General features: G+C 37.8%; 25 protein-coding genes. 23 read left to right on the top strand and 2 right to left on the bottom strand.

Features of this window, described 5'->3' with window-relative positions; genetic code table 11:
* Nucleotides 1-53 precede the first annotated feature (53 nt).
* A complete protein-coding gene (locus PCY06_RS03070; RefSeq protein ID WP_082307486.1) occupies nucleotides 54-1,313 on the bottom strand; it encodes an NRAMP family divalent metal transporter in 1,260 nt (419 codons plus the stop codon).
* 209 nt (nucleotides 1,314-1,522) lie between these two features.
* Between PCY06_RS03070 and PCY06_RS03065 the strand changes: the two genes are divergently transcribed.
* The 18 genes from PCY06_RS03065 to PCY06_RS02980 all read left to right on the top strand — a co-directional run bounded on the left by PCY06_RS03065 (nucleotide 1,523) and on the right by PCY06_RS02980 (nucleotide 16,891).
* On the top strand, nucleotides 1,523-2,209 hold the full coding sequence (locus tag PCY06_RS03065; protein WP_008809440.1) for a response regulator transcription factor: 687 nt from the start codon (nucleotides 1,523-1,525) through the stop codon (nucleotides 2,207-2,209).
* Complete coding sequence (locus PCY06_RS03060; protein WP_082307487.1) at nucleotides 2,193-3,173, top strand: sensor histidine kinase; 981 nt, start codon at nucleotides 2,193-2,195, stop codon at nucleotides 3,171-3,173. Before PCY06_RS03065 ends, PCY06_RS03060 begins: the two co-directional genes overlap by 17 nt.
* Nucleotides 3,174-3,218: 45 nt before the next feature.
* Nucleotides 3,219-3,749 (top strand): hypothetical protein, encoded by a 531-nt coding sequence (locus PCY06_RS03055; RefSeq protein ID WP_082307488.1) that lies wholly within the window; start codon nucleotides 3,219-3,221, stop codon nucleotides 3,747-3,749.
* Between the two features lie 579 nt (nucleotides 3,750-4,328).
* Entirely contained in the window at nucleotides 4,329-5,213 is an 885-nt protein-coding gene (locus tag PCY06_RS03050; RefSeq protein WP_082307489.1) for a hypothetical protein, read from the top strand.
* Nucleotides 5,214-5,381: 168 nt separating this feature from the next.
* Nucleotides 5,382-5,789, top strand: coding sequence for a hypothetical protein (locus PCY06_RS03045; RefSeq protein WP_301387060.1), 408 nt, complete (start codon nucleotides 5,382-5,384; stop codon nucleotides 5,787-5,789).
* A gap of 446 nt (nucleotides 5,790-6,235) precedes the next feature.
* Nucleotides 6,236-7,027: a hypothetical protein gene (locus PCY06_RS03040; RefSeq protein ID WP_082307491.1), complete on the top strand. Its 792-nt coding sequence runs from the start codon at nucleotides 6,236-6,238 to the stop codon at nucleotides 7,025-7,027.
* A gap of 221 nt (nucleotides 7,028-7,248) precedes the next feature.
* The gene (locus tag PCY06_RS03035) at nucleotides 7,249-7,695 is read left to right on the top strand and encodes a hypothetical protein (protein ID WP_082307493.1); all 447 of its coding nucleotides are present in this window, start codon (nucleotides 7,249-7,251) and stop codon (nucleotides 7,693-7,695) included.
* A 9-nt stretch (nucleotides 7,696-7,704) separates the two neighbouring features.
* The gene (locus tag PCY06_RS03030) at nucleotides 7,705-8,151 is read left to right on the top strand and encodes a hypothetical protein (RefSeq protein ID WP_082307494.1); all 447 of its coding nucleotides are present in this window, start codon (nucleotides 7,705-7,707) and stop codon (nucleotides 8,149-8,151) included.
* A 9-nt stretch (nucleotides 8,152-8,160) separates the two neighbouring features.
* Nucleotides 8,161-8,634 (top strand): SMI1/KNR4 family protein, encoded by a 474-nt coding sequence (locus PCY06_RS03025; protein ID WP_082307495.1) that lies wholly within the window; start codon nucleotides 8,161-8,163, stop codon nucleotides 8,632-8,634.
* 877 nt (nucleotides 8,635-9,511) lie between these two features.
* Nucleotides 9,512-9,943 carry a hypothetical protein gene (locus PCY06_RS03020; RefSeq protein ID WP_082307496.1) on the top strand — a complete coding sequence of 144 codons (432 nt, stop codon included), beginning with the start codon at nucleotides 9,512-9,514 and terminating at the stop codon, nucleotides 9,941-9,943.
* A 414-nt stretch (nucleotides 9,944-10,357) separates the two neighbouring features.
* Nucleotides 10,358-11,116, top strand: coding sequence for a TraX family protein (locus PCY06_RS03015; RefSeq protein WP_082307497.1), 759 nt, complete (start codon nucleotides 10,358-10,360; stop codon nucleotides 11,114-11,116).
* 115 nt (nucleotides 11,117-11,231) lie between these two features.
* Complete coding sequence (locus tag PCY06_RS03010) at nucleotides 11,232-11,360, top strand: hypothetical protein (RefSeq protein WP_260468565.1); 129 nt, start codon at nucleotides 11,232-11,234, stop codon at nucleotides 11,358-11,360.
* A 10-nt stretch (nucleotides 11,361-11,370) separates the two neighbouring features.
* Nucleotides 11,371-12,150, top strand: a complete 780-nt coding sequence (locus PCY06_RS03005) for an ABC transporter ATP-binding protein (protein WP_125400217.1) — start codon at nucleotides 11,371-11,373, stop codon at nucleotides 12,148-12,150.
* Nucleotides 12,131-14,122: an FtsX-like permease family protein gene (locus tag PCY06_RS03000; protein ID WP_082307498.1), complete on the top strand. Its 1,992-nt coding sequence runs from the start codon at nucleotides 12,131-12,133 to the stop codon at nucleotides 14,120-14,122. The genes PCY06_RS03005 and PCY06_RS03000 overlap by 20 nt, the downstream gene beginning before the upstream one ends.
* Nucleotides 14,123-14,272: 150 nt before the next feature.
* On the top strand, nucleotides 14,273-15,139 hold the full coding sequence (locus tag PCY06_RS02995) for an ABC transporter ATP-binding protein (RefSeq protein WP_082307499.1): 867 nt from the start codon (nucleotides 14,273-14,275) through the stop codon (nucleotides 15,137-15,139).
* Nucleotide 15,140: 1 nt separating this feature from the next.
* Nucleotides 15,141-15,986 (top strand): ABC transporter permease, encoded by an 846-nt coding sequence (locus PCY06_RS02990; RefSeq protein WP_082307500.1) that lies wholly within the window; start codon nucleotides 15,141-15,143, stop codon nucleotides 15,984-15,986.
* Between the two features lie 22 nt (nucleotides 15,987-16,008).
* A complete protein-coding gene (locus PCY06_RS02985) occupies nucleotides 16,009-16,464 on the top strand; it encodes a LytTR family DNA-binding domain-containing protein (RefSeq protein WP_082307501.1) in 456 nt (151 codons plus the stop codon).
* 10 nt (nucleotides 16,465-16,474) lie between these two features.
* A complete protein-coding gene (locus PCY06_RS02980; protein ID WP_045503791.1) occupies nucleotides 16,475-16,891 on the top strand; it encodes a DUF3021 domain-containing protein in 417 nt (138 codons plus the stop codon).
* Between the two features lie 119 nt (nucleotides 16,892-17,010).
* Here the strand turns inward: PCY06_RS02980 and PCY06_RS02975 are convergent, their stop codons facing one another.
* Complete coding sequence (locus tag PCY06_RS02975) at nucleotides 17,011-17,961, bottom strand: hypothetical protein (RefSeq protein ID WP_082307502.1); 951 nt, start codon at nucleotides 17,959-17,961, stop codon at nucleotides 17,011-17,013.
* 103 nt (nucleotides 17,962-18,064) lie between these two features.
* Between PCY06_RS02975 and PCY06_RS02970 the strand changes: the two genes are divergently transcribed.
* The 5 genes from PCY06_RS02970 to PCY06_RS02950 form a co-directional block, all read left to right on the top strand.
* Complete coding sequence (locus PCY06_RS02970) at nucleotides 18,065-18,676, top strand: TetR/AcrR family transcriptional regulator (protein ID WP_105165126.1); 612 nt, start codon at nucleotides 18,065-18,067, stop codon at nucleotides 18,674-18,676.
* 193 nt (nucleotides 18,677-18,869) lie between these two features.
* On the top strand, nucleotides 18,870-19,217 hold the full coding sequence (locus PCY06_RS02965) for a hypothetical protein (RefSeq protein WP_082307504.1): 348 nt from the start codon (nucleotides 18,870-18,872) through the stop codon (nucleotides 19,215-19,217).
* Nucleotides 19,218-19,574: a class Ib ribonucleoside-diphosphate reductase assembly flavoprotein NrdI gene (locus tag PCY06_RS02960; RefSeq protein WP_185760803.1), complete on the top strand. Its 357-nt coding sequence runs from the start codon at nucleotides 19,218-19,220 to the stop codon at nucleotides 19,572-19,574.
* 404 nt (nucleotides 19,575-19,978) lie between these two features.
* On the top strand, nucleotides 19,979-20,719 hold the full coding sequence (locus tag PCY06_RS02955; protein ID WP_082307505.1) for a class I SAM-dependent methyltransferase: 741 nt from the start codon (nucleotides 19,979-19,981) through the stop codon (nucleotides 20,717-20,719).
* A gap of 331 nt (nucleotides 20,720-21,050) precedes the next feature.
* A partial coding sequence (locus PCY06_RS02950) for a SpaA isopeptide-forming pilin-related protein (RefSeq protein WP_301387059.1) occupies nucleotides 21,051-23,979 on the top strand: 2,929 nt, incomplete at its 3' end.

The following is a 23,979-nucleotide window of genomic DNA, read 5'->3' as shown; positions in this document are numbered from 1 at the left end:
AAAAAGAACAGAGGACAAAAGCTTAACTTTTGAGCCGTCTGCTCTTTCTTTTATTAGTAGGCCTTACCAATTACTAATGCGTAGATGAAGAAGAAAGCAAAACCAAAGAGGAAAATAAGACCGAGAATAGAGAGTGCTTTCAACCATTTTGCTAGGTTTTTATTTTCACCTGTAACTAGAAGGTAGTTCAATAGGGCAAAAAATGGGGTAGTTAAGAAGGAAGCAATCATAGCAAATCTTAGCATAGGTGCAACGCTTCCTTGGAAGAAATATATGATGATACCACCGATGATAGAAGTAGCAGTCATCCAAACATTCAGCTCTTTTTGTGAGATTTCTTTTTTCTTGAGAAGAAGGCGAAGAGACTCAGCATTGACGCGAGAGTAGCCATCGATGACTGTGATTACAGTTCCAAATATACAAAGAAAAGCGATAAAGGTAATTAAGAAGCGAGACCAATCCCCAAGGACAGAAGCATACATTCCCACGAATTGTTGGATGTAGGCTGCTCCAGCTGCTTGGACTTCCTGCCCAGTTGGGTATTGGATTAAAGCGCCCATGGCGACGAAGAAAACGGCTAAAATAGCAGTCCCGATGAAACCAACGTTGAAGTCAAAGAGACCATCCTTGATAGAGATGTCAACTGTTTTTCCTTTTTCGGCAGTCCAGAGGGAATTGATAGCGGAGATTTCAATTGGAGCTGGCATCCAACCCATAAGAGATACGATAAATGGTAAAGCAGTCATTTGCCAAGGAGTTTTTTCAACAAAATCTGCCCCATATTCTGGATGCTCAATGATTGCAACGATGACAGCTAGGACTGTAGCGAGAGTCAAAGCAGACATAATCCATTTGGCCAGCCCGTCAAGGAATTTGTAGCCTCCAAAGAGAAGCATAGCCCAAATGATAACGATCAAAATTAGGGACCATTGGGTGATACTTAGGCCTAGAGCATTAGGAAAGGCACTTGCTACGATAGCAGCACACAAAATCCCAACAGCAGCAGTGTTGACTAAGGCAGAGAAAACATTGAGGATAAAGAAAATACCCAAGTAGACCTTTCCTTTTTCAGCGTAGCCTTCTACTAAGTTTTTTCCTGTTTCTAGCGTATATTCAGCACCAAACCGGAAAAATGGATACTTAAAAAGGTTGGCAAGAATGACGAGCAAGAGAAGGGACCAGCCATACATGGCGCCTGCTTGAGCAGATGAAACAATATGAGAGCCACCAACAGCAGCAGAAGCCATAAGAATCCCTGGCCCTAAGGCTTTTATTTTTGACTGCCAGGTAGATGTTTGAGTTTGTTCAATCATAATAATCTCCTTTTCGTACAAAGAATGAATTTTCAGATAATTCCGAATGTTCTGTTATTCTATCAATTTATAAAGAAAATGTCAACAAATTTTCGGAAAATACTTGAAATTTCATGAAAATCATCTGATTTTTGTCCCGTCAAGAGAACTTCTGTGAATTGCTAAAGAATTTGGTATAATAGCTATAAATAATTTTGAGCGAGGCGAAAATGCATAAGATTATGTTAGTAGAGGATGATCCAGTCATCCGTCAAATGATTAAAAAGATGTTGGAACAATGGGGTTATCAAGTTTTTGCGGTTGAAGATTTTATGGAGGTTTTATCTCTTTTTGTTAAGGAGGAACCTCAGCTGGTCTTGATGGATATTGGTCTGCCCCTCTTTAATGGCTATCATTGGTGCCAGGAGATTCGCAAGATTTCAACGGTTCCAATCATGTTTTTATCTTCACGAGATCAGGCTATGGATATCGTCATGGCTATCAATATGGGTGGTGATGACTACGTGACCAAGCCTTTTGATAACAATGTTTTTCTGGCTAAGGTTCAAGGACTGTTGCGCCGCTCTTATGAGTTTGGTACAGATCAAAATCTCCTAGAACACCGAGGCGTGATTTTAAATCTCAAGTCTATGGACTTGATGTATAATGGTCAGGTCATTACGCTGACTAAGAATGAATTCCAGATTTTACGTGTTTTATTTGAGCGAGCAGGCAGTATAGTTGAGCGGGAAGATTTGATGAAAGAGCTATGGAATAGCGATTTCTTTATTGATGATAATACCCTATCTGTCAATGTTGCTAGGCTCCGGAAAAAACTGGAAGAAACAGGTCTTAAGAACTTTATTGAGACGAAAAAAGGGATTGGATACGGTCTGACAAATGGACACACAGAATAAGTTTTTCTTTATCAAATATTATATTTACTCAAGACGCTATTTTTTCTTGCAATTTTTACTGTTTTTTGGCTTGCTTCTATTTTTCAGTTTTATATTTGAAGATAGTCGGGTAGTTCTTCAGTATATTTTTACTCTTTTGCTGGTTTTAGGGATTCTGACTCTTTCTATAGACAGCTTGATAGCCTATAAGAACTATCACAATCAGCTACTTTATGGACAAGAACAGGCTCAAACAGCTGTAGAAGCTCTGCTATTTGATAAGATCCAAAAAATGGAAGCTGAAAAAAAGAGTCAATCAGTCCTAGAACGAGAGCGTTACAACGACTTGATGGACTACTATACCCTCTGGGCCCACCAGATTAAGACACCAATCGCTGCTGGATCTTTGCTGGTGCAGGACTTGACAGATCCAGATGCCAAGAAGCAACTGGGTCAAGAGTTTTTCAAAATTGAATCTTATGTCAACCTAGTCCTTCAATATCTACGCTTGGAAAGTTTTCATGACGACCTCGTTTTGAAGAAGGAAAATCTGGAAGATTTGGTCAAGGAAGTGGTCAAAAAATATGCTCTTTTCTTTATCCAGAAAGGTTTGACACTGAACCTACACGATTTGGATCGAACCATTGTGACAGACAAAAAATGGTTTATGATTATCTTGGAGCAGGTCCTGTCTAATAGTCTCAAGTATACCAAGGAAGGTGGAATTGAAATCTTCTGCCAAGATGACGTTCTCTACCTGAAAGATACTGGTTTGGGGATTAAGGACAGTGATATTTTACGTGTCTTTGAAAGAGGTTTTTCAGGCTATAATGGTCGCCTTACTCATCAATCATCTGGATTAGGACTCTATTTATCAAAAAAAATATCCGATCAACTGGGTAATTCCTTGTCATTAGATTCCCAAGTCGGTCAAGGCACTATAGTAAAAATCGGACTAGCGGAAAAACGCTTGGCGATTGATTGAGTATAATCCCTAGTAGAAAGTTCTAACTGAAAGGTAAGTGAAAATGTGAAGTCAATCATTAATTTAGGAATATGGAACAATAAAAAATACCATTTTGATTGGGAAAATAAGATCCTAATGGAGGAGACTTCTACTCCAAGTAACTGGTATTACGTCTGGGTCCCCATCACTTTATCCCTTATATATAAAATTTCTGCTCTGATCACTCAAATTGGTTTATTGGAAAATATGTGGACCAGAGTATTTTTGGTCGTTTTCCTGAGTCTACCAGCTTATTTTTCAGCAAAGTTAATAATCCGCTATTATCATTCTAGTCTAAAATTAAAAAGATCAGAGTTAGAAGGTGCTCAAAAAGAAGCATTTATTAAGGGATTAAAAAGACGAAAAGTTTTTTTGCAACTTATGCTATCTTTTTTCATCATTACAACTCCAATTTCCGTGGCTTTATTTATTATAGAGAAAGAAGTCAAGGCAGTGATCTTTTGCTTCCTCTGTCTATTAGTAATCTTAATGTTCAGATTTGACTATCAACTTAGAAAATGGCCAACGATCATGCAATTACTTGTGGGAGAATGAAAAAGAATCATAACAATACTGTTTCAAGGGTTGAATTAGTATATTCGTCTGATTTTATTGGTAAAAATAATAATTATCTGGAGTTTCATTTTGATAGTGTTGGATAGCATTAAGAGATAGGAATAATCCATACGGGAATTGTGAGGGAAAAATTGAATAAGGGTATTTTCCTCGTTGTTTGCACAGTTTTTATTTTGGATAAGGTTACCTTAATATCACTGGATAGATTAACGAATGATTTTTTGTATCAAGACCTTAAATTCTTATATAGATTAGTCAAGATTATTTTCTAACAGGGGATAGGAAAGCTTATTTTTGTAATCAATAAAATACAAAGGACCTTGGTAGAATTATTGGTCTTTTTAATAGAATGAGTAATCTGATAATTGGTTATGAATCGAGTAGCCTCAAGAAGGTACAGTTCTATAGCGCGTGATCAATATCTTTTGATACATAAAGTTAGGGAAGGACTTGAGTAAATGGAGGAAAAAGTACAGTAAAAAAGGCCAACAATAAGATTAAATCAGTAGGAATAAAATTTTGTAAGGAATCGGTGAGGCATTAAAATTCGGGAAAAGTATGATGAAATCAATTTTTAAAGCTAGTTTTGAAGAAAGTTTAAATCTGGAGGATGATGGTTTTTTGCAGTATCAGAAACAAGATTATTATAATAAACTTGGGAAAGTCTTTAAGAAAGGGAAACCCTCTTTTTGGTTTGGTATTAAAACTTTTATTCTTAGTCTGTTGTTTCCGATAGGTGCAAATTTCATGCTCCTTGCTGTTACCCTATCATTCCAAAATTCTGATCCTAAAGATTTAAGGTCACCAGTTTCTCAGTATCCTTTGCTAACAGTTGAGCTTTATTTAATTTGCTTGTTAATTTGGTTGTTATTGGTATTAATGGGTAAATTCTTTAAACGGACCTTTATTCTCCCTTATCGTTATCGATTTCATATTATAACTTTTATGATATGGTTTGTGTTTGAATTTAATTTGCTGGCAACGACTATCTCTTTACCTATATTATCAATATGGGGGATCTTAGTACTTTTGGGGCTTCAAGTATTGTTGACGTATGTAATGTTAAGAACAGAGCTTAGAAGTTTGAAAAAACGAATGTATGGAGAAGTTAAGTCACCTACCTTACAAGATAAAATTGCTAAAGGTATTGCTATTTATGGAGCAGGTATATTGGGCTTAGCTGTGATTGTTAATTATATTTTCAAAGCTTTTTCTATTAATTTTTCACATTCCGTAACTGTTTTAGGTCTCTTTATATTTTGGATTCTATTAAATATTGGTATAATCGCCATGATTGTATTTATGGAGTTTCCTTTCTTTTTAGAAGGCTACTACAAATGGAAATATCCTGAAGAGTATCGTGAGTGGGAAGGAAAATCAGTGGAAGAATGGTATGGAAAAAAATATTTAAAGAAGAATAAAGAATTATTAAAGAATAACTGATTTATAAATCTGATTCTTATTTCCCATCAGACTCAAATTCATTGGTAGGTTGAAGGAATTTTTAGAATTAATCAATAGAGCAAATAAATAGAGACTTACTAATAAAGAGGTAAATGGTGAATAAAACAAAATTCAAAAAATTATCGATAATGGAGGTAACTGATACTGATGAAAAATAAATCAAAAAAATGGAAATGGTTTCTTTTGATTATTCCTGCACTGATGATTTTTAGTATTATCAGGATTACCCTTGATGAGATGAAATCAAAAGATGGAATTTACTATCTGGTAGTCAAAAATGAATCTACTAAAACGGCTTCACTAGATAAAACATCATGGATAAAAATAGAAGGTGAGCAGATCACTATAAAGGAAGGTGGTAAAGAATATACTTACTCATTTGATACTGAGAATGAAGAATTTACTAGAGATTCGGTTCATTATTCTTGTTTGATACATGATGGGCTTTTAACTCTTTTAGGAGAACAACCACAAAAGGAATTACCTGAATATGTCAGTCCTGAAAGTAGTTGGTATTCGGGATATGAAAAAGGTCAGGTGAAAATAACAAATTAATTGGTTTTGATCTGGATTAACTGTAGCAAGTTAACTAGTATTCATGTCTAGGAGAGGACTAATTTACTCCTCTTCTTTTTTGGATAATCTGAATAAGGAAAATGCAGGACGTGCATTTGTACATACAGTAGCTAAGAGATATAGGATAACTTTCAAGCCGATACCGGAAAGAAAGTGAATTTTTGATGCTTATCTATTAAACGTTGTGTTAGTGGCCTGTTTAGTTACTTATTTATTCACTAACGATGGAAAAGAAGGGATCTTTTTGGTGATAGGTGGCATGCTTACGACTTTTCTATTGATCTTCGAATTTGGGAAAGTTCCAGTTCTTTTGAGAGCTAAAACGGGAAATCTAATATTTGAAGGTATTCAAGAAATTAGATATTTTTTTAAAGATGAAAACTATATCGTTGGAATAAGTCAAATGTAAATGTGAGAGGATTCTAGTGAATTATGCCGTTTCAGAGAGGGCTAAAGGTGAAGCAATGAAAGATTATAAAGAGTTAAGAAGAAGGTATAATTTATATAGTAGATTGATTATTTTGATAGTATCATTGCCTTTTATTTATAGTTTGAGTGATATAAAACTATCAAACTTTACTCTACTTATCGCATTCGTATATATTGTTGTAATGTATTTTGCTCTTAAATGTATTAATCAATGGTATTTAAAATTATTAAATAAACTTTTATTTTTTGAACTAGATATAGAGTCTTGGAAGCAGTATATTCAGATAAATAGTATGGCTAAATTAAAAAGAGGCAGAAAAGTTTCGAAAATTTATGAGATTATCTATCGCTATATGCAAGGGGAATTTGTGCATCTGGTGAATGAGATTGATCAATTAAGACACACAGGTTGGTTAAACGATTTTGAAAGAAAAGCATTGAATGTCTATCAAATTAATTCAGAAATACTATCTAATAAGATTAATTCGATGGAGGAACTTGAAGAATCAATTGAGAAATTATTTTTGAATGAATCAGAAATAAACCTAATAAGTAAAAAAGCAGTGGCGATTTTTGATATTGTGATAAAAAAGAAAGCAAATGATTATTTCAAAACTATAGAAAGCGAATTTAAATTTGATAGATTGGAGTCAATGTATTTTGATGCTCTGAATGAGCAGTTAAAAGGAAACACTCTCGAAACAAAAAAATTATTAAAGACTATATCTAGTGAAAACACTGATATTTTCATCGTAAGAGAGTCGAAAAAATTATTGGAAGAATTATAAAATGTCGAAGTACAAAAAGACAACAGTTGCCAGTTGGATGAAAATTTGTTAGTGAACTTTCTATATTTCATAGGATCAATTGGTTTATTACTTACAGTAGGTTGGATGGCTTTTGCTTTTGTGGGGAAAATACAGTTTGATGGTAAATACTTTCTTGCGCGTGGCAAATCACCATCTAAGGAAGAGGCCATAAACGAATTAAAGAGAATAGGATTATTGCAATGACACAATTTGAAGATAAATTTATGGAAGTTCAGGCTAGCATGATTTCGTTAGCACTAGAATATGTCCAAAATCAGTCAGAAAAAGTATATATTTATTGCATTTCTGAAGAAGCATTACTTTCCTTTGATGTTTTTTATAAAATTAATGGAATTGTGACAAAAATGTATGCAGTGAATGAAATTATAAATAAAAAAGTAGACACTTCAAAAAATATGATGGTAGCATTACAACGCTTTGGTCTTGAAGATATACAAAAATTACTTGATGTTTGCCAAGAATATAATCGTGAACATCCAACTGAAATGTGGTTGATTTATGATGCTCAGAAAAATAGTCTTGACAGTCGCTATAGCTATGAAGGGCGTTATGACAAGGATGAAGAATTACTTCCACGTCTAGAGTTTGAAAAATGGTTTGAGGAAGTAAAAGGCGAGAAACTGTAGGAGAAGAATATGACACAATTTGAAGATAAATTTATGGAAGTTCAGGTTAGCATGATTTCATTAGCAATGGAATATGTCCAAAATCAAGCAGAAAAAGTATATATTTATTGCATTTCTGAAGAAGCATTGCAATCATATAAAGTTTTTTATAAGATTAATGGTATTGTAGTTGAAATGGATAAAGTTAATGAAGTTGCGACAAAAAAAATAGATGATTCCGATAATATGGCATTTGCTGTATTGGGATATGGAGCTGAAGATATACAAAAATTGCTTGATGTTTGCCAAGAGTACAATCGTGAACACCCAACTGAAATGTGGTTGATTTATGATGCTCAGAAAAACAGCCTTGATAGTCGCTATAGTTATGAAGGGCGTTATGACAAGGATGAAGAGTTGCTTCCAAGTCTAGAGTTTGAAAAATGGTTTGAGGAAGTAAAAGACGAGGAACTGTAGGAGAAGAATATGACACAACAAGATCAATCGATTATCTACCCCTTGCCAACTGATGCGCTATTAAATGAAAGAGAAGTAGCGTGGAAAGTTCGACTAACTGACGATTATAAGAATTTTATAATGAGAAAAAATGGTTTTCGTCCTTCTAAAAATTTATTTTCTTTAACAAATAGGTCCTTTTTGATTGAGCGATTCTTGTGTGTGTTAGAGGATTCAAAATACAATCCACTTGGCATGTATGACATTGATGTTGTAATGTCCCAACTGGATGAACGTTTGTTTGTCCATGAAGATATTTTGGGGTTTGAGTTGGTCCCCATAGCAGCATTGTTTGGCGGTGACTTTATTTGTCTAAACTATATTGAGAATCCCGAAAATCCAAGCATGTGCATCTGGTACCACGAGGAATCCTACGAACTGGAGCCTGCTATAGAGTTTGTAGCTAATAACTTTACAGAATTTTTAGCTATGTTACAGGATTAGCGGTGTGATGCATATTGATTTAGCAAGAATACGAAGAAATCATTAAAAGACTGATTGACTTAGAATATCCGAGTCAGAAATTATATCCTGGAATCATACAGGATATCTACAACTTAACTGAACATATAGAACGAGAAGAAAATGTCGACAAAATTAGCTTTTTTAGTTTAACAAGAAGATTTGTAGATGAAACAATGGATCATAAAAGTGAGATTTTAGCAGTCTTAAAACAATTGGAGAAAGAACTGAAAAAAGAAAATGAAAGAAAAGAGAAAACATTATAAAGAACTAGTTCATCTAGGAGAGTTTAAGAACAAATTGGTTTACTATGACTTAAAGGCAAAGAAATTGTATTTTTCAATTCCAGAAAAAACTTCTAAGAATCAACAGTACGTTATTCTTTCCCTGATATTGCTATTTCTTCCTTTTATAAGATTTCTGAATGGATTGACAATCTTTAGTATACCAGCTCACAAGTATCTTTATTTGATTTTATTCTCTTGTATTTTCTTACTTATCGGGAAACTGATGGATGTCTATTTTAAAAAAGACTTGGATTTGTATCCTGCTCTATTTACAGATTTAGAGTACTTAGAATTCCTAGAAGTAGTAAAGAAAAGCGGAGCTGTTGTTTCTTCTGTAATTCGTGGTAGTTTTATCAGTTTGCTAGTATCCTTGATCGTTTTCCTGTTATATCCTAGTTTTTTGCCATTATTTTTCCACTCGATGCTTTTGTTTATTCTCTATTTGTGTATAGCCAACAATTTGCACAAGCGAAAGAAGGTAATGGAGAAATTGATTAGGAATGTGCGCATCAACTAGATTTCTCTTTGTCTATGATAAAGATGAATTCCTGAAGTAAAGGAAGTAAATTTATATGACGACAGAAATTCAGCAATACAAAAATTGTACGATATTAAAAGACAACAATGATTATCAGATTCTGTGGAGTAGAGGGAAAGAAGTGCTTAACTTTCCCCTTAGCCAGGAATTAGCAGAATGTGTTTCAAAATCAGAAAAAGATTCTTTAGAAGTAATGTTTTATTGTGAACATCATCGTTGGCCTAAAGCAGATGAGTTAGAAGACTATAATCAATCGGATACGATTGTACATAGAGGTAATGGATTTATTGTATATGAGACAGATGGCTATTACGAAATTAGCTTCTTTAAAGAAATTGGCGGAGCCATGGGTTCAGAAGTCCGCTATCCTATTACTAAAGAACTGATGGATAAAGCATTTGAATCTTCTAGGGGAGCATATGAAGTTATGATTTATGCTGAAACTGGGCGCTGGCCTTCATGGTAAAGTGGATTACATCATAAGAACAGCCCCAAAATAGGGAATAAATATAGACATTTGGTAAACAACAAAGGAGATAATAACGAAGGAAATTAAATTTTATAAAGTAAATGATGCTTATGGGTTTATGTCTAATTTTGCTCCCTATCCTTTTTCGTATGGAGGCAAGGTATAGCCTATTACAGATACTTAGAAAGTAGCAGGAGCCGATCTAGCTTATTAAAAAAGAGAGTGAGGAACACGGTCTGTCAAGTCCAAGGCACACATTCTTTCGAGAAAGCAGAAATTTTCCTCCACATCATAATTCTCACCTAACCTTACAAATTTGTAAGGTTTTTCTTTTGAATTGAAAGGTTATGTTATGGCAGGTGTTCTTTAATTTTTATAAGATAAGACTATAAAAGAAAAAGGAGAAGGAAAATGAAAAAAGGGAATGGCCTCAATGGCTTTCAAATAAAACTAATCATGGCACTTTTAATGGTTTTGGATCACGTTGATAAGATTCCTGGCTTGCTACCAGCTGGATGGGATGGTATTTTTCATGCAGTGACCCGCTGTGTAGGAGTTTGGTTTGCCTTTGCAGCAGTAGAGGGTTTTATTCACACGCGCAACCGCATTACATATAATCTTCGTCTCTTTTTCTGGGCGGGGCTCATGTTCTTTGGAAATGTCATTTTAAATTTTCTTTTACAGTCAAAAGAAATATACAACTCCAATAATATCTTTTTAACACTAGCTTGTGGCGTTTTGAGTTTGGGAATTTTCTTTGGATTTTCTAAAGAGAAACTTGAACTTAATGGGTGTGATAAATGGATCCGTTATGGCTTAGGCGCAGTAGTCTTTCTAGTAGCTGCTTTCTTGACAGAAGGTGGCATGGTTATGATCCCCTTTATGCTTATTACTTACGGGTATCGAAAGAACGAAGCTCTGCGCAATCTGCTCTACCTTGCTCTAGCTGTTCTGCTGTTTGTCATGAGTATCGAAGTTTATCCTAGCTTGTCAGAAACCCTTTCGATGATGCTCTACAATTCAGACTGGCTCTTTATCACTGTCTTACCTTTTCTTTATCTCTACAATGGCGAGCGCGGTTATACCAGTAAGTGGAGCAAATATTTCTTCTACATTTTCTATCCAGCCCATCTGTGGCTGATTGCTTTGATAGCCTTTTGGGTAAAATAGGGCTCATTCTATCTTACAAAAGTGTAAGATTCCTTTCTGGATTGTAAGGTTAGGTTATGGAAAGCCGAGTGCAAATTCGGTAGAATAAGATTATCAAAAGAAAGAAGTATATAGAATGAAATTATTAAAAATCAGTCATAAGAAAGATAGACCTTCCATTCGGCCAAGTCAACAAGAAATTGAATGGACGAAATTCGGATGCCAAGCCAATCAGGCAGCTCAAGAAATGTACTTAGGATTTTAAAGGAGAAGTTATGAGTTTATTAGATGTACAACACGTAAAAAAGATTTACAAGACCCGTTTTCAGGGTAATCAAGTAGAAGCGCTAAAGGATATCCATTTTACAGTGGATAAAGGCGACTATGTAGCCATCATGGGTGAGTCAGGCTCAGGTAAGTCAACACTCCTCAATATTTTAGCCATGCTGGATAAGCCAACAGAAGGCCAAGTCTTTCTGAATGGGACTGATACAGCGACTATCAAAAATAGCCAAGCATCCAGCTTCCGCCGAGAAAAGCTAGGCTTTGTCTTTCAGGATTTCAACTTGCTGGACACCTTGTCAGTCAAGGATAATATCCTCTTGCCTTTAGTGCTTTCTCGACGTTCCATCACAGAGATGATGCAAAAATTGGTCAGCACTTGTACTGAATTAGGAATTAATCAGCTACAAGAAAAGTATCCATACGAGATTTCCGGTGGTCAGAAGCAACGGGTTGCGGTGGCGCGTGCCATCATCACTGAGCCGGAGATCTTATTGGCAGATGAGCCAACAGGAGCACTGGATTCCAAGTCATCGGCTGCTCTTTTGGATGTTTTTGATGATATAAATGATCGGGGTCAGACTATTCTGATGGTGACCCACTCGACATCAGCAGCTAGCAGAGCCAAGCGGGTACTCTTTATCAAGGATGGCATCCTTTACAATCAGATTTTCCGTGGTGACAAGACAGAGCGCCAGATGTTCCAGGAGATTTCTGATACTTTGACTGTCATGGCAAGTGAGGTGGGTGATTATGTTCAAACTAACCAGTAAACTAGCTCTTTCAAATCTTGTTAAGAACCGCAGCCTTTATTATCCCTTTGTTCTATCCACGATTGTAGCAACCGCTATTCTCTATAGTTTTATTTCCTTGACTTATAGTAGTAATATGGAGTCAACTTATGGCGGAACAGCAGCTCGTATGACCCTGCAATTTGGGATTTGGGTTATTCAGATTGCGGTATTGATTCTTGTGACTTATGCTAATAGCTTTGTCATGAAAAATCGTTCCAAAGAGCTGGGAATTTATAGTATACTTGGTATGGAAAAAAGGCACCTACTCACTATGACCTTCATAGAGCTGTGTCTTTTATATACTGGGGTTGTCGGACTAGGGATTATCTGTGGGATGCTACTAGATAAGCTCCTTTATGCCCTGCTCTTGAAGTTTATGGGGATGCCTGTTGTGTTGACCTCAACCTTCCAATGGTCTAATATTTGGTTGACTTTAGTCAGTTTAGGTCTGGCTTTTGCTATCATTCTTTTTCTTAATTCAATGAGACTTTTACGCTATAGCTCGCTCCACCTCATGCGAGAAAAGAAAGCAGGAGAAAAGAAAGGAAAATTCTTAGGTTTGCAGACTCTTTTGGGCGTCATTCTCATGGGAGTTGCTTATTATATAGCCTTGACAGTTACAAAGCCTGTTGCAGCCATTGCCAATTTCTTTCTTGCGGTCCTCATGGTTGTTGTAGCAACCTATTTGCTCTTTAATGCTGGATCAATTACACTTTTAAATTTTCTAAGAAAACGTAAAAGTTACTATTACAAGCCTCAGAACTTTATTTCAGTATCTAACTTGATTTCTCGGATGCGTAAAAATGCAGCTGGCCTGGCTACGATTTCCATCCTTTCAACCATGCTTCTGGTGACCCTGGTAGGAACCATTAATATCTATGTTGGTGGCAAAGACTATATTGACACTCTCTATCCAAAAGACTATAATGTCACAGTATCCTTGCCAGATACAGTAGATAGAAATGAACCTCTACTAGAAAAAGTAAAAGAAATTGCTCAAGAATCTGGTCTTAAAAATCCGACTTACTCCGACTATCTTTATCAAACGTCGATGCTTTCTGAGGTGGCTGGGAATAAAGTAACCGTTGGCGACCGTAACTTTATGCAAGCACCTCAATCTTTCAGCAAGGCAGTAGGTAGCTTTATGCTTATAAGCCGTCAGGATTATGAGAAGATGACAGGAGAAAGGTTAGACTTAGCTGATGGTGAAACACTTATCTATGGTAGAAACTTATCTTTAGATAAAAATCAACCTTTACGTATCAATGGCAAGGATTGGAAAATCAAGCAAATTTCCTCACAAGATTTTACTCATGGACACTTGCCCAATGGGCATATCATGGTTGGGGGTGCTATGCTAAACATGGTTGTCAATGATATAAAAGAAGTCGGTTTGGACGCTTTGCATGAATATTATATTGGTATCTCCAGTAACACGAAGAGCAACCGGGAGTTTTCTGATAAAGTACAAAAAGCAGTAACAGAAGAAATGGACCGTCTGCAAGTTGGTGGTTATACTGTAACTACTAATAAAGAAGAAGCTAAGCAAAACCAAAAACAGGTGACAGGTACCTTACTCTTTATAGGTCTGTTTCTCTCAGTCATTTTCTTATTGGGGGCTGTTCTGGTAATTTACTACAAGCAGATTTCTGAAGGCTATGAAGATCGTGATGGATTTGTCATCTTGCAAAAAGTTGGTCTTGATGAGAAGCAAACCAAGCGCACTATACGTAAGCAAATCGTAACAGTGTTCTTCTTACCACTTATTTTTGCTTTCTGCCATGTTGCAGCTGCTTTTCATATGCTTAGTTTGATTGTGGCGCTTTTAGGTGTGACCAATACGCCCTTATTAATTCAGACAACGATCATAACCTGTAGCGTCTTTTTACTAGCTTATATTTTAGTGTTCTTATTAACTTCACGTAGCTATCGAAAGATTGTTACACGCTAGTCTATTATCCCTGACCTTTGGTCGGGGCTTTTTTAATGTCTAGATTTTTACCTCTTGTCTCCCTCATTTTACCGCTTGTCCAAAAAGCTGAGATTTTTCAAAAATGACTTGCTATCATAGTTTCAGAAGTTAAGGACAGGAGAAAATATCATGTTAGTAGAAACAAAAAATCTTAGCAAGATTTATGGCGATAAGGTGGCTGTTAATGGTCTCGATATTCAGATTGAGAGAGGCAGTTTTACAGCTATTCTAGGTCCTAATGGTGCAGGGAAATCAACAACCATTCAGATGCTGATTGGGCTTTTGAAGCCAACGTCCGGGCAGATTTGCTATGCTGAAAAGCTTAGACTGGGTGTGGTTTTCCAAAACAGTGTGTTGGACGCTCGGCTGACAGTTTTGGAAAATCTGACCATCAGAGCCCAGCAGTACAAGGAGATGCCGGCAGGTAGAATCGAACGCTTGGTGTCTCAGCTGGGCCTGTCAGCCTTTGCCAAGCAACCGTATGGGACGCTGTCTGGTGGTCAAAAGCGTCGAGTGGACATTGCGCGAGCTCTGCTCAATAGCCCTGACCTACTTTTTCTAGATGAGCCTACGACAGGGCTGGACATTCAGACTCGGGAGAGTATTTGGAGCCTACTCAAGCAGATTCAGAAAGAGGAGAAGATGACCATTGTCCTGACAACCCACTATCTTAATGAAGCAGACGATGCGGATAAGATTTATATCGTAGATCATGGTCAGGTTATTGCCCAAGGCTCCGCAGACCAGATTAAGGGAAACTACGCCCGCAATATCTTACGGATTTTGAGTCCAGATGTAGCAGGTTTAGAGAAAAGTTTGCCAAGAGACTGTGCCTGGGAGCAAGTCAAGGAAGGGGAATTTATTCTCCACCCTAAAACGACTCAAGAAGCACTGGCCTTATTGGCTCAGGCAGGTCCCTATATTGAACAATTTGAATTCCAACCCGGAACCATGGACGACGCTTTTATGGCACTGACAGGAAGAGAGGTACGCTAATATGCTCGCTTTGATTAAACGCAATTTTTTACTTTATTTTCGCAACCGCAGTGGGGTAATTTTGTCCCTCTTTGGAGCCATTATTCCCTTTGTGCTTTATATCGTTTTTTTGAAAAGTAATTCTGGAGGCTATTCCAGCCAGCTGATGGACTTGTGGCTGATTGGCGGTGTGTTGGCAGTTACAGCATTAACAACCACATTGGCAGCTTTCTCACGGCAGGTCGAAGACCGGGAGCGGATGGTAACAAGCGATCTTTTTATCACGGATTTAGGACCGTGGGGCTTGCAGCTTAGTTATCTTGTCAGCTCTATTATTATCGGCTTTTTGATGCAGGTCATTATGTTTACCTTTATGCTCAGCTATTTTATGCAGGCGGATAAAATTTCCTTTGAATGGGGAAATCTTTCTTACCTGGTGCTTCTGATGATCTTGAACAGCCTCTTGGCCACACTGATAAATGCTCTGATTGTTCAACGCTTCAAATCAGTGGATAGTCTGGGTAAATTAGCGACAGTAGTCGGAGCGACCTCTGGCTTTCTAGTGGGAACCTATATCCCTATTGGAAACTTGCCGAACATGGCTCAAAACCTGATGAAGCTTACTCCTTCTAATTACATGGCATCTCTTTTCAGACAGCTTCTCATGAAGGAAAGTTTAGCAGACACTTTTGCCAATAACAGCCAGTCACGAGTAGCTTTTGAAAAAATAATGGGAATTCGCATTGAATGGCAGGAGCTCTTGACAAGGACAGAAACTTTCTATATAGTTGGAATAGTTTTAGTTGCAATAGCGCTTATTTGGATAGTGCAAAATATGATTGTCATCCGCCGGCTGAAACTACAATAGAATGTGAATAGGGAGCTTCCTCTTGCAAGCAAAATTTGAAACAGATCTAACCATTTCATCCAAGGATCCGCTGGTTGTGGTCAAGGCAGACCAGCTAGCGGCAGAAGCCAAGGCCATCTTAGATTATTTAGAGCAGTACAAGGCTGGGCCAAGTGGTGTCCTGCCTATCAAGTCGGACGATAAGCTTATCATGCTGAAGACTGAAGATATAATCCTAGCAGACATCAACCAGACAACTTTGATGATTTACAGCAGAGAAGGCATTTATCAGACGACAGAGACCTTGACTCGCTTTCAGCAGCGGATTAGCAGCTCGAACTTTATCCAGGTTTCCCGGCATGCTGTCATCAATATTGACCATCTGGAGTCTTTGTCTGACAGTTTTTCTGGCAATATGACGGCCAAGCTGACCAATCAAATCAAGACCGAAGTCAGCCGTCGCTATGTTAAACTCTTAATGGAATATCTGGGAATCTAGGAGGTAAGTGATGAGTATAAAAAAATGTCTACATGCTATATTAATGGGCATCCAGACAGGGAGTGCAGTCTATCTGATTCTCCTTGCTTTCTCTATTCAAAAACATCCGCCCACAACTAGTAATATCATCAGTGTCATGGTGATGAGCGGTTTGATTGGGATTGTCAGTTCAATTTTAAAAACTCTTGAAGACCGATTCTCTATTTTAGTCTCGATTTTACTGCATTTTGTCGCTGTCGCATTCTTAGCATGCTGTTTCATGGTCTACAATAACTGGGGATTTTTAATTTTCAACTGGCATTTTTGGCTAGATTTTATTCTGATTTATCTCTTTGTATGGCTCTTTCTTTACTTGGATACAAATCTTAAGACTAAGAAGATTAACAGTGCCTTGGCCAAGCGCAGAAGGGAAAAAGAAGGCAAGTAATCTACTGAAAAACGTTCTGACAAGCATATCATAAAAAATGGAGCTGGGATTGTATCCTGCTCCTGTTTTTATATCTAAAAAACTCAAGCTAGATTTTCTAGCTTGAGTTTTATGTGACATTACACTCCCAATTTGATATGAGGGAAGTAATTGTAGAGATAGTCAAAAGTAGACCGAAGTTGAATATCTGTCGTTTTGCCAATATTTCTAATAGGCATCTGATATTTCTTGTTATTTGAACGAACAGCTATCAGAGTAGAATTTCTGTTGGATGCAAAGCCTCGATGCATGGTGAAAATATGGTGGTAGAGGTGGATCACCTGTTTGAGGTCAACAGTTCTTACACCACGATAATAAGTGATCAGGTGATCTTTATAGATGATGATTTTCAATTCTTCGTCATGGAAGGAAGCTTGTTCTAGTAAGAGATTAAGATTTCCTTGGACTTCTGGATAAATTGAATAAATTTCATTATAAGCTTGCACATTCTTTCTGCGGTTGAAGAGTCCAGTTCCGATAAAAATGGCAGATAAACCGACTAAGAATAGGACGTAAAAGATGAATTTGGAATGATCAGAGTCAAACTCAGAAAGAGAGATATAAGAGCTGGTTGCAATTTTGGCCGAGATATCTCCAACTTCATTTCTTAGACTATGCATCAAGCTAGAAAAGTTGGAAATATATGATTGGTCCTTCTTTTGAACGCTTGTATTTATGTAAGTACCGACAAGTCGTGCGGGATTTTTCTTTAGCTCTCCTTTATTTGCTTGCTCCACTAGCTTGGCGATCTGCTTGTCACCTTTTTTTGCTTGAACGCCAACATATCCATCCTTATATTGAACCAGCCAAACCTCAGTTTTATCATTTACTGGGAAAATAGGTTCTGGAGAGATATCATAAACTTCAGTATAAACTGTTTCAGAAGAAACTTTAGCGGTGTCTGCTGAGTAGGCAATTTTAGGATTAGCCTTTTGGTACTGGATAAAGGCCATGGCGCCAGCTATTCCAAGAAAAATTAGAGTAATAAATAATAGGCCAATCATTCCCTGATTGCGTTTTTCTTTAAGCATTACTAAACCTCCAATAAAATTCGGTATAATAATTTGATATTCAAAGAATATCTAGACTGTAGTATAGCAAAATACTTGACTTTTGTAAAACAAGTGTTAAAATATGAATGAATATAAAATAAAATTCATTCACAAAAGAGACAGGAAAATGGATAAAAAAAATGAGCTCCTGGCTGCGGCTAGAGAAGTCTTTGCAGAAAAAGGCTATAAGGCAGCTGGAATTTCTGATATTGCTAAGAGAAGCCAGATGGCTGTCGGATCCTTTTATAAGTATTATGAGTCCAAGGAAGCCATCTTCTTGGAGGTTTATATAGCTGAAAATAGCCGTATACGTGAGGAAACGATGCGACGTGTGGACTGGCAGGGCGAGCCCGAGGCAATCGTTGAACAACTTTTTGCAGTCACTTTTGAGTTGATTTCGCCTAATAAAATTTTAGCCGAGTGGAATAAGCCAGGCATTTCTCAGATTCTGCATGATTACTATAATCAGGATGCCGGACGAGCGTCCAATGCCTTTCATCAGTTTCTGATTCAGACCTTCAGCCAGCGCTTGCAGGAAGAGGGCTTTTCGAAGGAGAAAATAGCTGAGATTATGAAGGTTTATGACTTGATTTACTACATAGACATGCATGTCACAGAGCAGGAATTTTCAGGCTACTTCGATAGTCTTGAGACTTTAGTGAAATATTTTGTTAAGGGAATTTTTTCCAAATAGAGGAAATTCCTTTTCTTAGAAGCAGATGTGAATGAATTCAAAAAAGCATTCATTCATAAACAAAGGAGGTGATGGGTTATGCCCTGTGATTTGGGAATGGAAAGGAACGTAATTAGATAAAATACATTATTTTTTATCATGATATGAATGAATTTCTGGAACTATTCATTCAAAAATGAAAGTGAGGAAAAGAATGAATAAGCAAGGAGGATTTGCTATGAGTGGATTGGCTATTTTGGGTGTCTGTCTGGTGCTGATTGGTCTTTTGACCATTGGCTACGGCGGTGTAACAGTTGGTTTTAGTTTGAGTGTGGATTTTCAGTCATTCTTAGTCGGAGGTCTCATCCTTGTCCTAATTGGAGCAGCTTTGATTCCGGGATTGCCAGTAGTTGCGAAGCTGACGGCGCTGGCTTTAGCAACGTTGTCATTGCTGATGTATATTCACATGATGCCGGATTTGGAGTTTATGCTTATGCTCATCTCAGATGTCGTGGTTTTAGGCTTTGCGGCTTGGTTTGCCATCCTTTTTTTAAGAAAGTAGGTGATGAAGATGATTGTAGTTTATGATTCTAATACTGGTGTTGGTAAACGATTTGCAGAATCACTGGGCTATCCGACCCAGAGCATCAAGGAGAAACTAGAAGAGCCTTGTCTTCTCATTACTCGAAATGCTGGTGCTGGGAAAATTCCTTGGTCTACCAAACGCTTTATCAAGAAACATCCTGGGCTGATTAAAGGTTTTGTTAACAATGGTGACTCTGTTAAACATGGCCGGACCTTCTGTGGGGCGACTACCTTGATTATCGAAAAATATGGGCTCCAGCATATCTGTGATATTGACCGAGGCGGTAGCCCAGAAGATGTCAAGACTGTGCAGGAGTTTTTGGCGGAGTGCTAGTCTCAACAAGCTTTGCCTAAATGGAGAACTCCTATGTCTAGGTCCAAGAAAATTGGGGCATCTGACTGGCTCTGATTTCCGTTCTTATCCTAAGGGATCGAGGGCTTGCATAGAAATAGTACGACACCTCAGATAAGGCGGAAAGAAAATCTTCCAAACAAAAAGAACCAAGTAAGAAACAGGTTAATGCAACTTCAAGTTTGGAAGAACACGGATTGATTGGACAAAAAGTGCTGAAAGCAGAAAAATTTAGACTCTTTTGTATAAAATTCGTTTCTTCTTCTGCAACTTGTTAAGAGATTTCTTCCGGTTGCTAACGCTGGGTAGCCACTTGCTGAAAATCTCTTGTTTTTGTTTCAGAATTCTCTATAATAATTGTCAAATAGAAAAAGGAGGCAAGAAACATGATGAAAACAAAGATACAAGAGAAACTGAAGTCAGGCTTGGAGGTGGATGATTTTCAAAAAGATGGAGACATCTACCTGGCTCTGAATCCAGACTATATCTCTGGCGACAATGCCAAGTATATGACTATGTATAATCGCTTTGCTCGCTGGTATGATTTGAGCGAAAAATGGCTGGGTGGCCTTCTTTATGGAAAGGCAGTCGATAAGCTGAGAAGGGAGCTAATGGCAGAAATAGAATGGAAGGACCATCTGTCAGTTCTTTATGTTTCTATTGGAACAGGCCATGATCTATGCTATATTCCTAAGGATGTTGATCTGAAAAGCTTAGACTTTTTTGGAGCGGATATTTCTATAGGCATGTTGAAGAAATGCCAAAAATCTTGCTCCAAGAAGACCAACCTGCAACTCTTTCAGGCCTGTGCGGAAGATCTGCCCTTTGCGGATAATAGTTTTGATATCGTCTATCATATCGGTGGAATCAATTTCTTTAGCGATAAGGCCAAGGCCATGCAGGAGATGCTTCGGGTGGCGAAACCAGGGACTAAGATTATGATTTCTGATGAGACGGCAGACTATGTAGAACAACAGTATAAAAAGAACCATTTCAGCAAGGACTATTTTAAGGACGCTACTGTTGATCTTGGAGAAATTGAGGCGGCAGTTCCAGCAGGAGTCAAAGAGAAGGAATTGAAATTCCTCTGGGATGGTAAATTCTACGCCTTGACTTTTAGGAAATAAATCAGAAGAACCGGACTTTGTTTCCGGTTTTTTGTGGTATGTCAGGCACAAAAAAGTAAGAAAAGATTGGATTTGGTAGCGCCGGATTTAATTTGAAAGTTAATGTAATTATTTGTTCAATGCTAGCAAGTTAATGAAAATTGAATGAATATTAAAAAAAGACTGATTACGTATGGTCTTTTTATTGATAGTATGGTAGAATGAAGGCGTAATGTATCTATAAAAAATGTTTGCTTTTTTGTAAAGGTAAACACTGATAAGATGGGGAAATCAGTTAGTATACAATTACATTGTACATTCAAAACTGAATATTATGAGAAAGGAAGATTGCATGAACAAAAGAATTAGAACTTGGCTTCACGTCATTATTCTTTGTTTGGGAGTGGTTTTGCCATCATTAACTCCTCTTGCCCAAGTGCAGGCAGCCGAATTTAATGATGTCATTACTGAGATGAGTCTCAAAAATTCTTCTGGAGGAGACTTAACACAAGGGATTGATATTTGGCAAGATTTCCGAGTTTACGCAAAGTTTGTATTGCCTGATAACCAAGTACATCAAGGAGATACGACGACAATCACCTTGCCGCCAGAGTATGCTTTTGCGAACTCTTCAGCCATTGAGCTTAAGGACGAGTCAGGTAATCTTGTTGCAAATGGATTTTTGGATTCTGCAAACAAAACGATTACCTTAACATATACAAATTATGTTGAGCAAAAATCTGGTGTCCGTGGAGAATTTTTCTTCTATGCTCGGGTTGACCATGATGTAGTGAGTCAAGAAGGTGACTTGAATGCTGGATTTACAATAGGAACACGGACCTTAGTTCCAGGGACTGTTCATTATAATGGACCTCCTAAACAGTATGACTCTAAGATTGAAAAGAGTTCCTTCCAGTATAAGGATGACGAGAAAAATGTTATTCGTTACAATATTACTGTAAACCGCAATATGGCCAACTATAGTGATATAACCATCAAGGATGCGTTCTCATCTCCAAATTTCACCTTCTTACCAGATACTTTTCGTATTTATAAAGTAGATTGGCGTTGGAATAACGGAGATTGGAAATGGTCTAATGCTCAGGATATGACAGAAACATTTAAGAAACAAATGACTGTAAATCCGGGCGGAGATGGATTTACTTTACCTCTAGGAGATACTAATGGCTTTGGTTATATGATTGAATATAGGGCTAAAGCAAATTATGATTTAGTTGATGGCGAAAAAATTACGAACGTAGCCAAGATGAATTATAATGGTGGTCTGACTGAACAATCAACTAGCACTCGTACCTATCAGATTGCTGGTGGTGTAGCTGAAGGATATGTATTCTCTATTAAGATCCACAAGGTAAATGAAGCAGGTGAAAATCTTCAAGGTGCTGAATTTGAAGTGGTTCGTGACAGTACTGGGGCAGTAGTTGGCAAGTTGACAACAGATGCTGATGGTAATGCGAGCGTAGGAGAGTTGTTGAGAGACAACTATACTATCCGAGAAGTGACAGCACCAGAAGGATATGACAAATCAACTGAGGAAATCAAGATTGGTTCACAAGATTTCGGAACTGATAAATCGGTATCTCGTGATATTGTCAACAAGAAGACACCAACCGAAAAGGATATCACCTTTAAGAAGGTGGATCCAAATGGAAAAGAAATTCCAGGTGCGGAACTGAAAATCTATAGTGGAGATACAGTCAATCTTGAAGAGGCACCTGTTGCAGACTGGACTACTGTAGCTGACACTTCTAAAGTGATTAAGCTGGCACCAGGCACCTACACTCTAAGAGAGTTCGATGCTCCAGAGGGATATCAAATTGTAGGGGATATTACTTTTACAGTTAATGCTGACGGTTCTATCACTATTAAGAATAAGGGAGCTGATGATACTGTTCTTGCAGCTGGTCCAGTTCTGACTATTACTGATAAAGACGATGACAGTCCCAAAGCTATTACTTTCAGTAAAGTAAACCTTGGTGGTACAGAAATCGCAGGAGCTCAAATCAAGATCTACAAGGGCGATAAGGCAGAAGGCAATCCAGTAGAAAGCTGGACATCTGAAGCTGGTAAGTCTAAAGAACTAAACTTGGCACCAGGTACTTACACTTTCCATGAGGAAGCAGCTCCAACAGGTTACCTCAAGGTGACTGACATCACTTTCCAAGTCAAAACTGACGGTACAGTGGAAGTGACGAATGTTGGAGAGAAAGACTCTAAGGGTGAAGACAACCGTGTTGTAGCCAATGGTGCAACTCTAACTGTAACCGATAAAGACGATGACAGTCCAAAAGCTATTACTTTCAGTAAAGTTAATCTTGGTGGAACTGAAATCGCAGGTGCTCAAATCAAGATCTTCAAGGGCGATAAGGCAGAAGGCAATCCAGTAGAAAGCTGGACATCTGAAGCTGGTAAGTCTAAAGAATTGAACTTGGCTCCAGGCACTTACACTTTCCATGAGGAAGCAGCTCCAACAGGTTACCTCAAGGTGACCGATATCACTTTCCAAGTCAAAACTGACGGTACAGTGGAAGTGACGAATGTTGGAGAAAAAGACTCTAAGGGTGAAGACAACAAGGTCGTAACCAACGGCTCAACTGTTACAGTAACGGATAAAGACGATGACAGTCCAAAAGCCATTACTTTCAGTAAAGTTAACCTTGGTGGTACAGAAATCGCAGGTGCTCAGATCAAGATCTACAAGGGCGACAAGGCAGAAGGTCAAGCTGTAGAAAGCTGGACTTCAGAAGCTGGTAAGTCTAAAGAATTGAACTTGACTCCAGGTACTTATACTTTCCATGAGGAAGCAGCTCCAACCGGTTACCTCAAAGTAACGGATATTACTTTCCAAGTCAAACATGACGGCACAGTGGAAGTGACAAACGTTGGTGAAAAAGACTCTAAAGGTGAAGACAACAAGGTCGTAACCGATGGTTCTAAAGTAACTGTAACCGATAAAGACGATGACCTTCCACGTAAGATTACCTTCAGTAAGGTCAGCCTTGGTGGAGAAGAAATCGCAGGAGCTCAAATCAAGATCTACAAGGGCGACAAGGCAGAAGGCGCAGCCGTAGAAAGCTGGACTTCAGAAGCTGGTAAGTCTAAAGATCTCAACTTGGCACCAGGTACTTACACTTTCCATGAGGAAGCAGCTCCAACCGGTTACCTCAAGGTGACTGACATCACTTTCCAAGTCAAAACTGACGGTACAGTGGAAGTGACGAATGTTGGAGAAAAAGACTCTAAGGGTGAAGACAACAAGG

It is taken from the genome of Streptococcus sp. SG1, from assembly GCF_030439935.1.
Classification (GTDB): domain Bacteria; phylum Bacillota; class Bacilli; order Lactobacillales; family Streptococcaceae; genus Streptococcus; species Streptococcus gordonii.
Note: the sequence above shows the minus strand (reverse complement) of the source record. Positions and strands in the feature narration are given on the sequence as shown.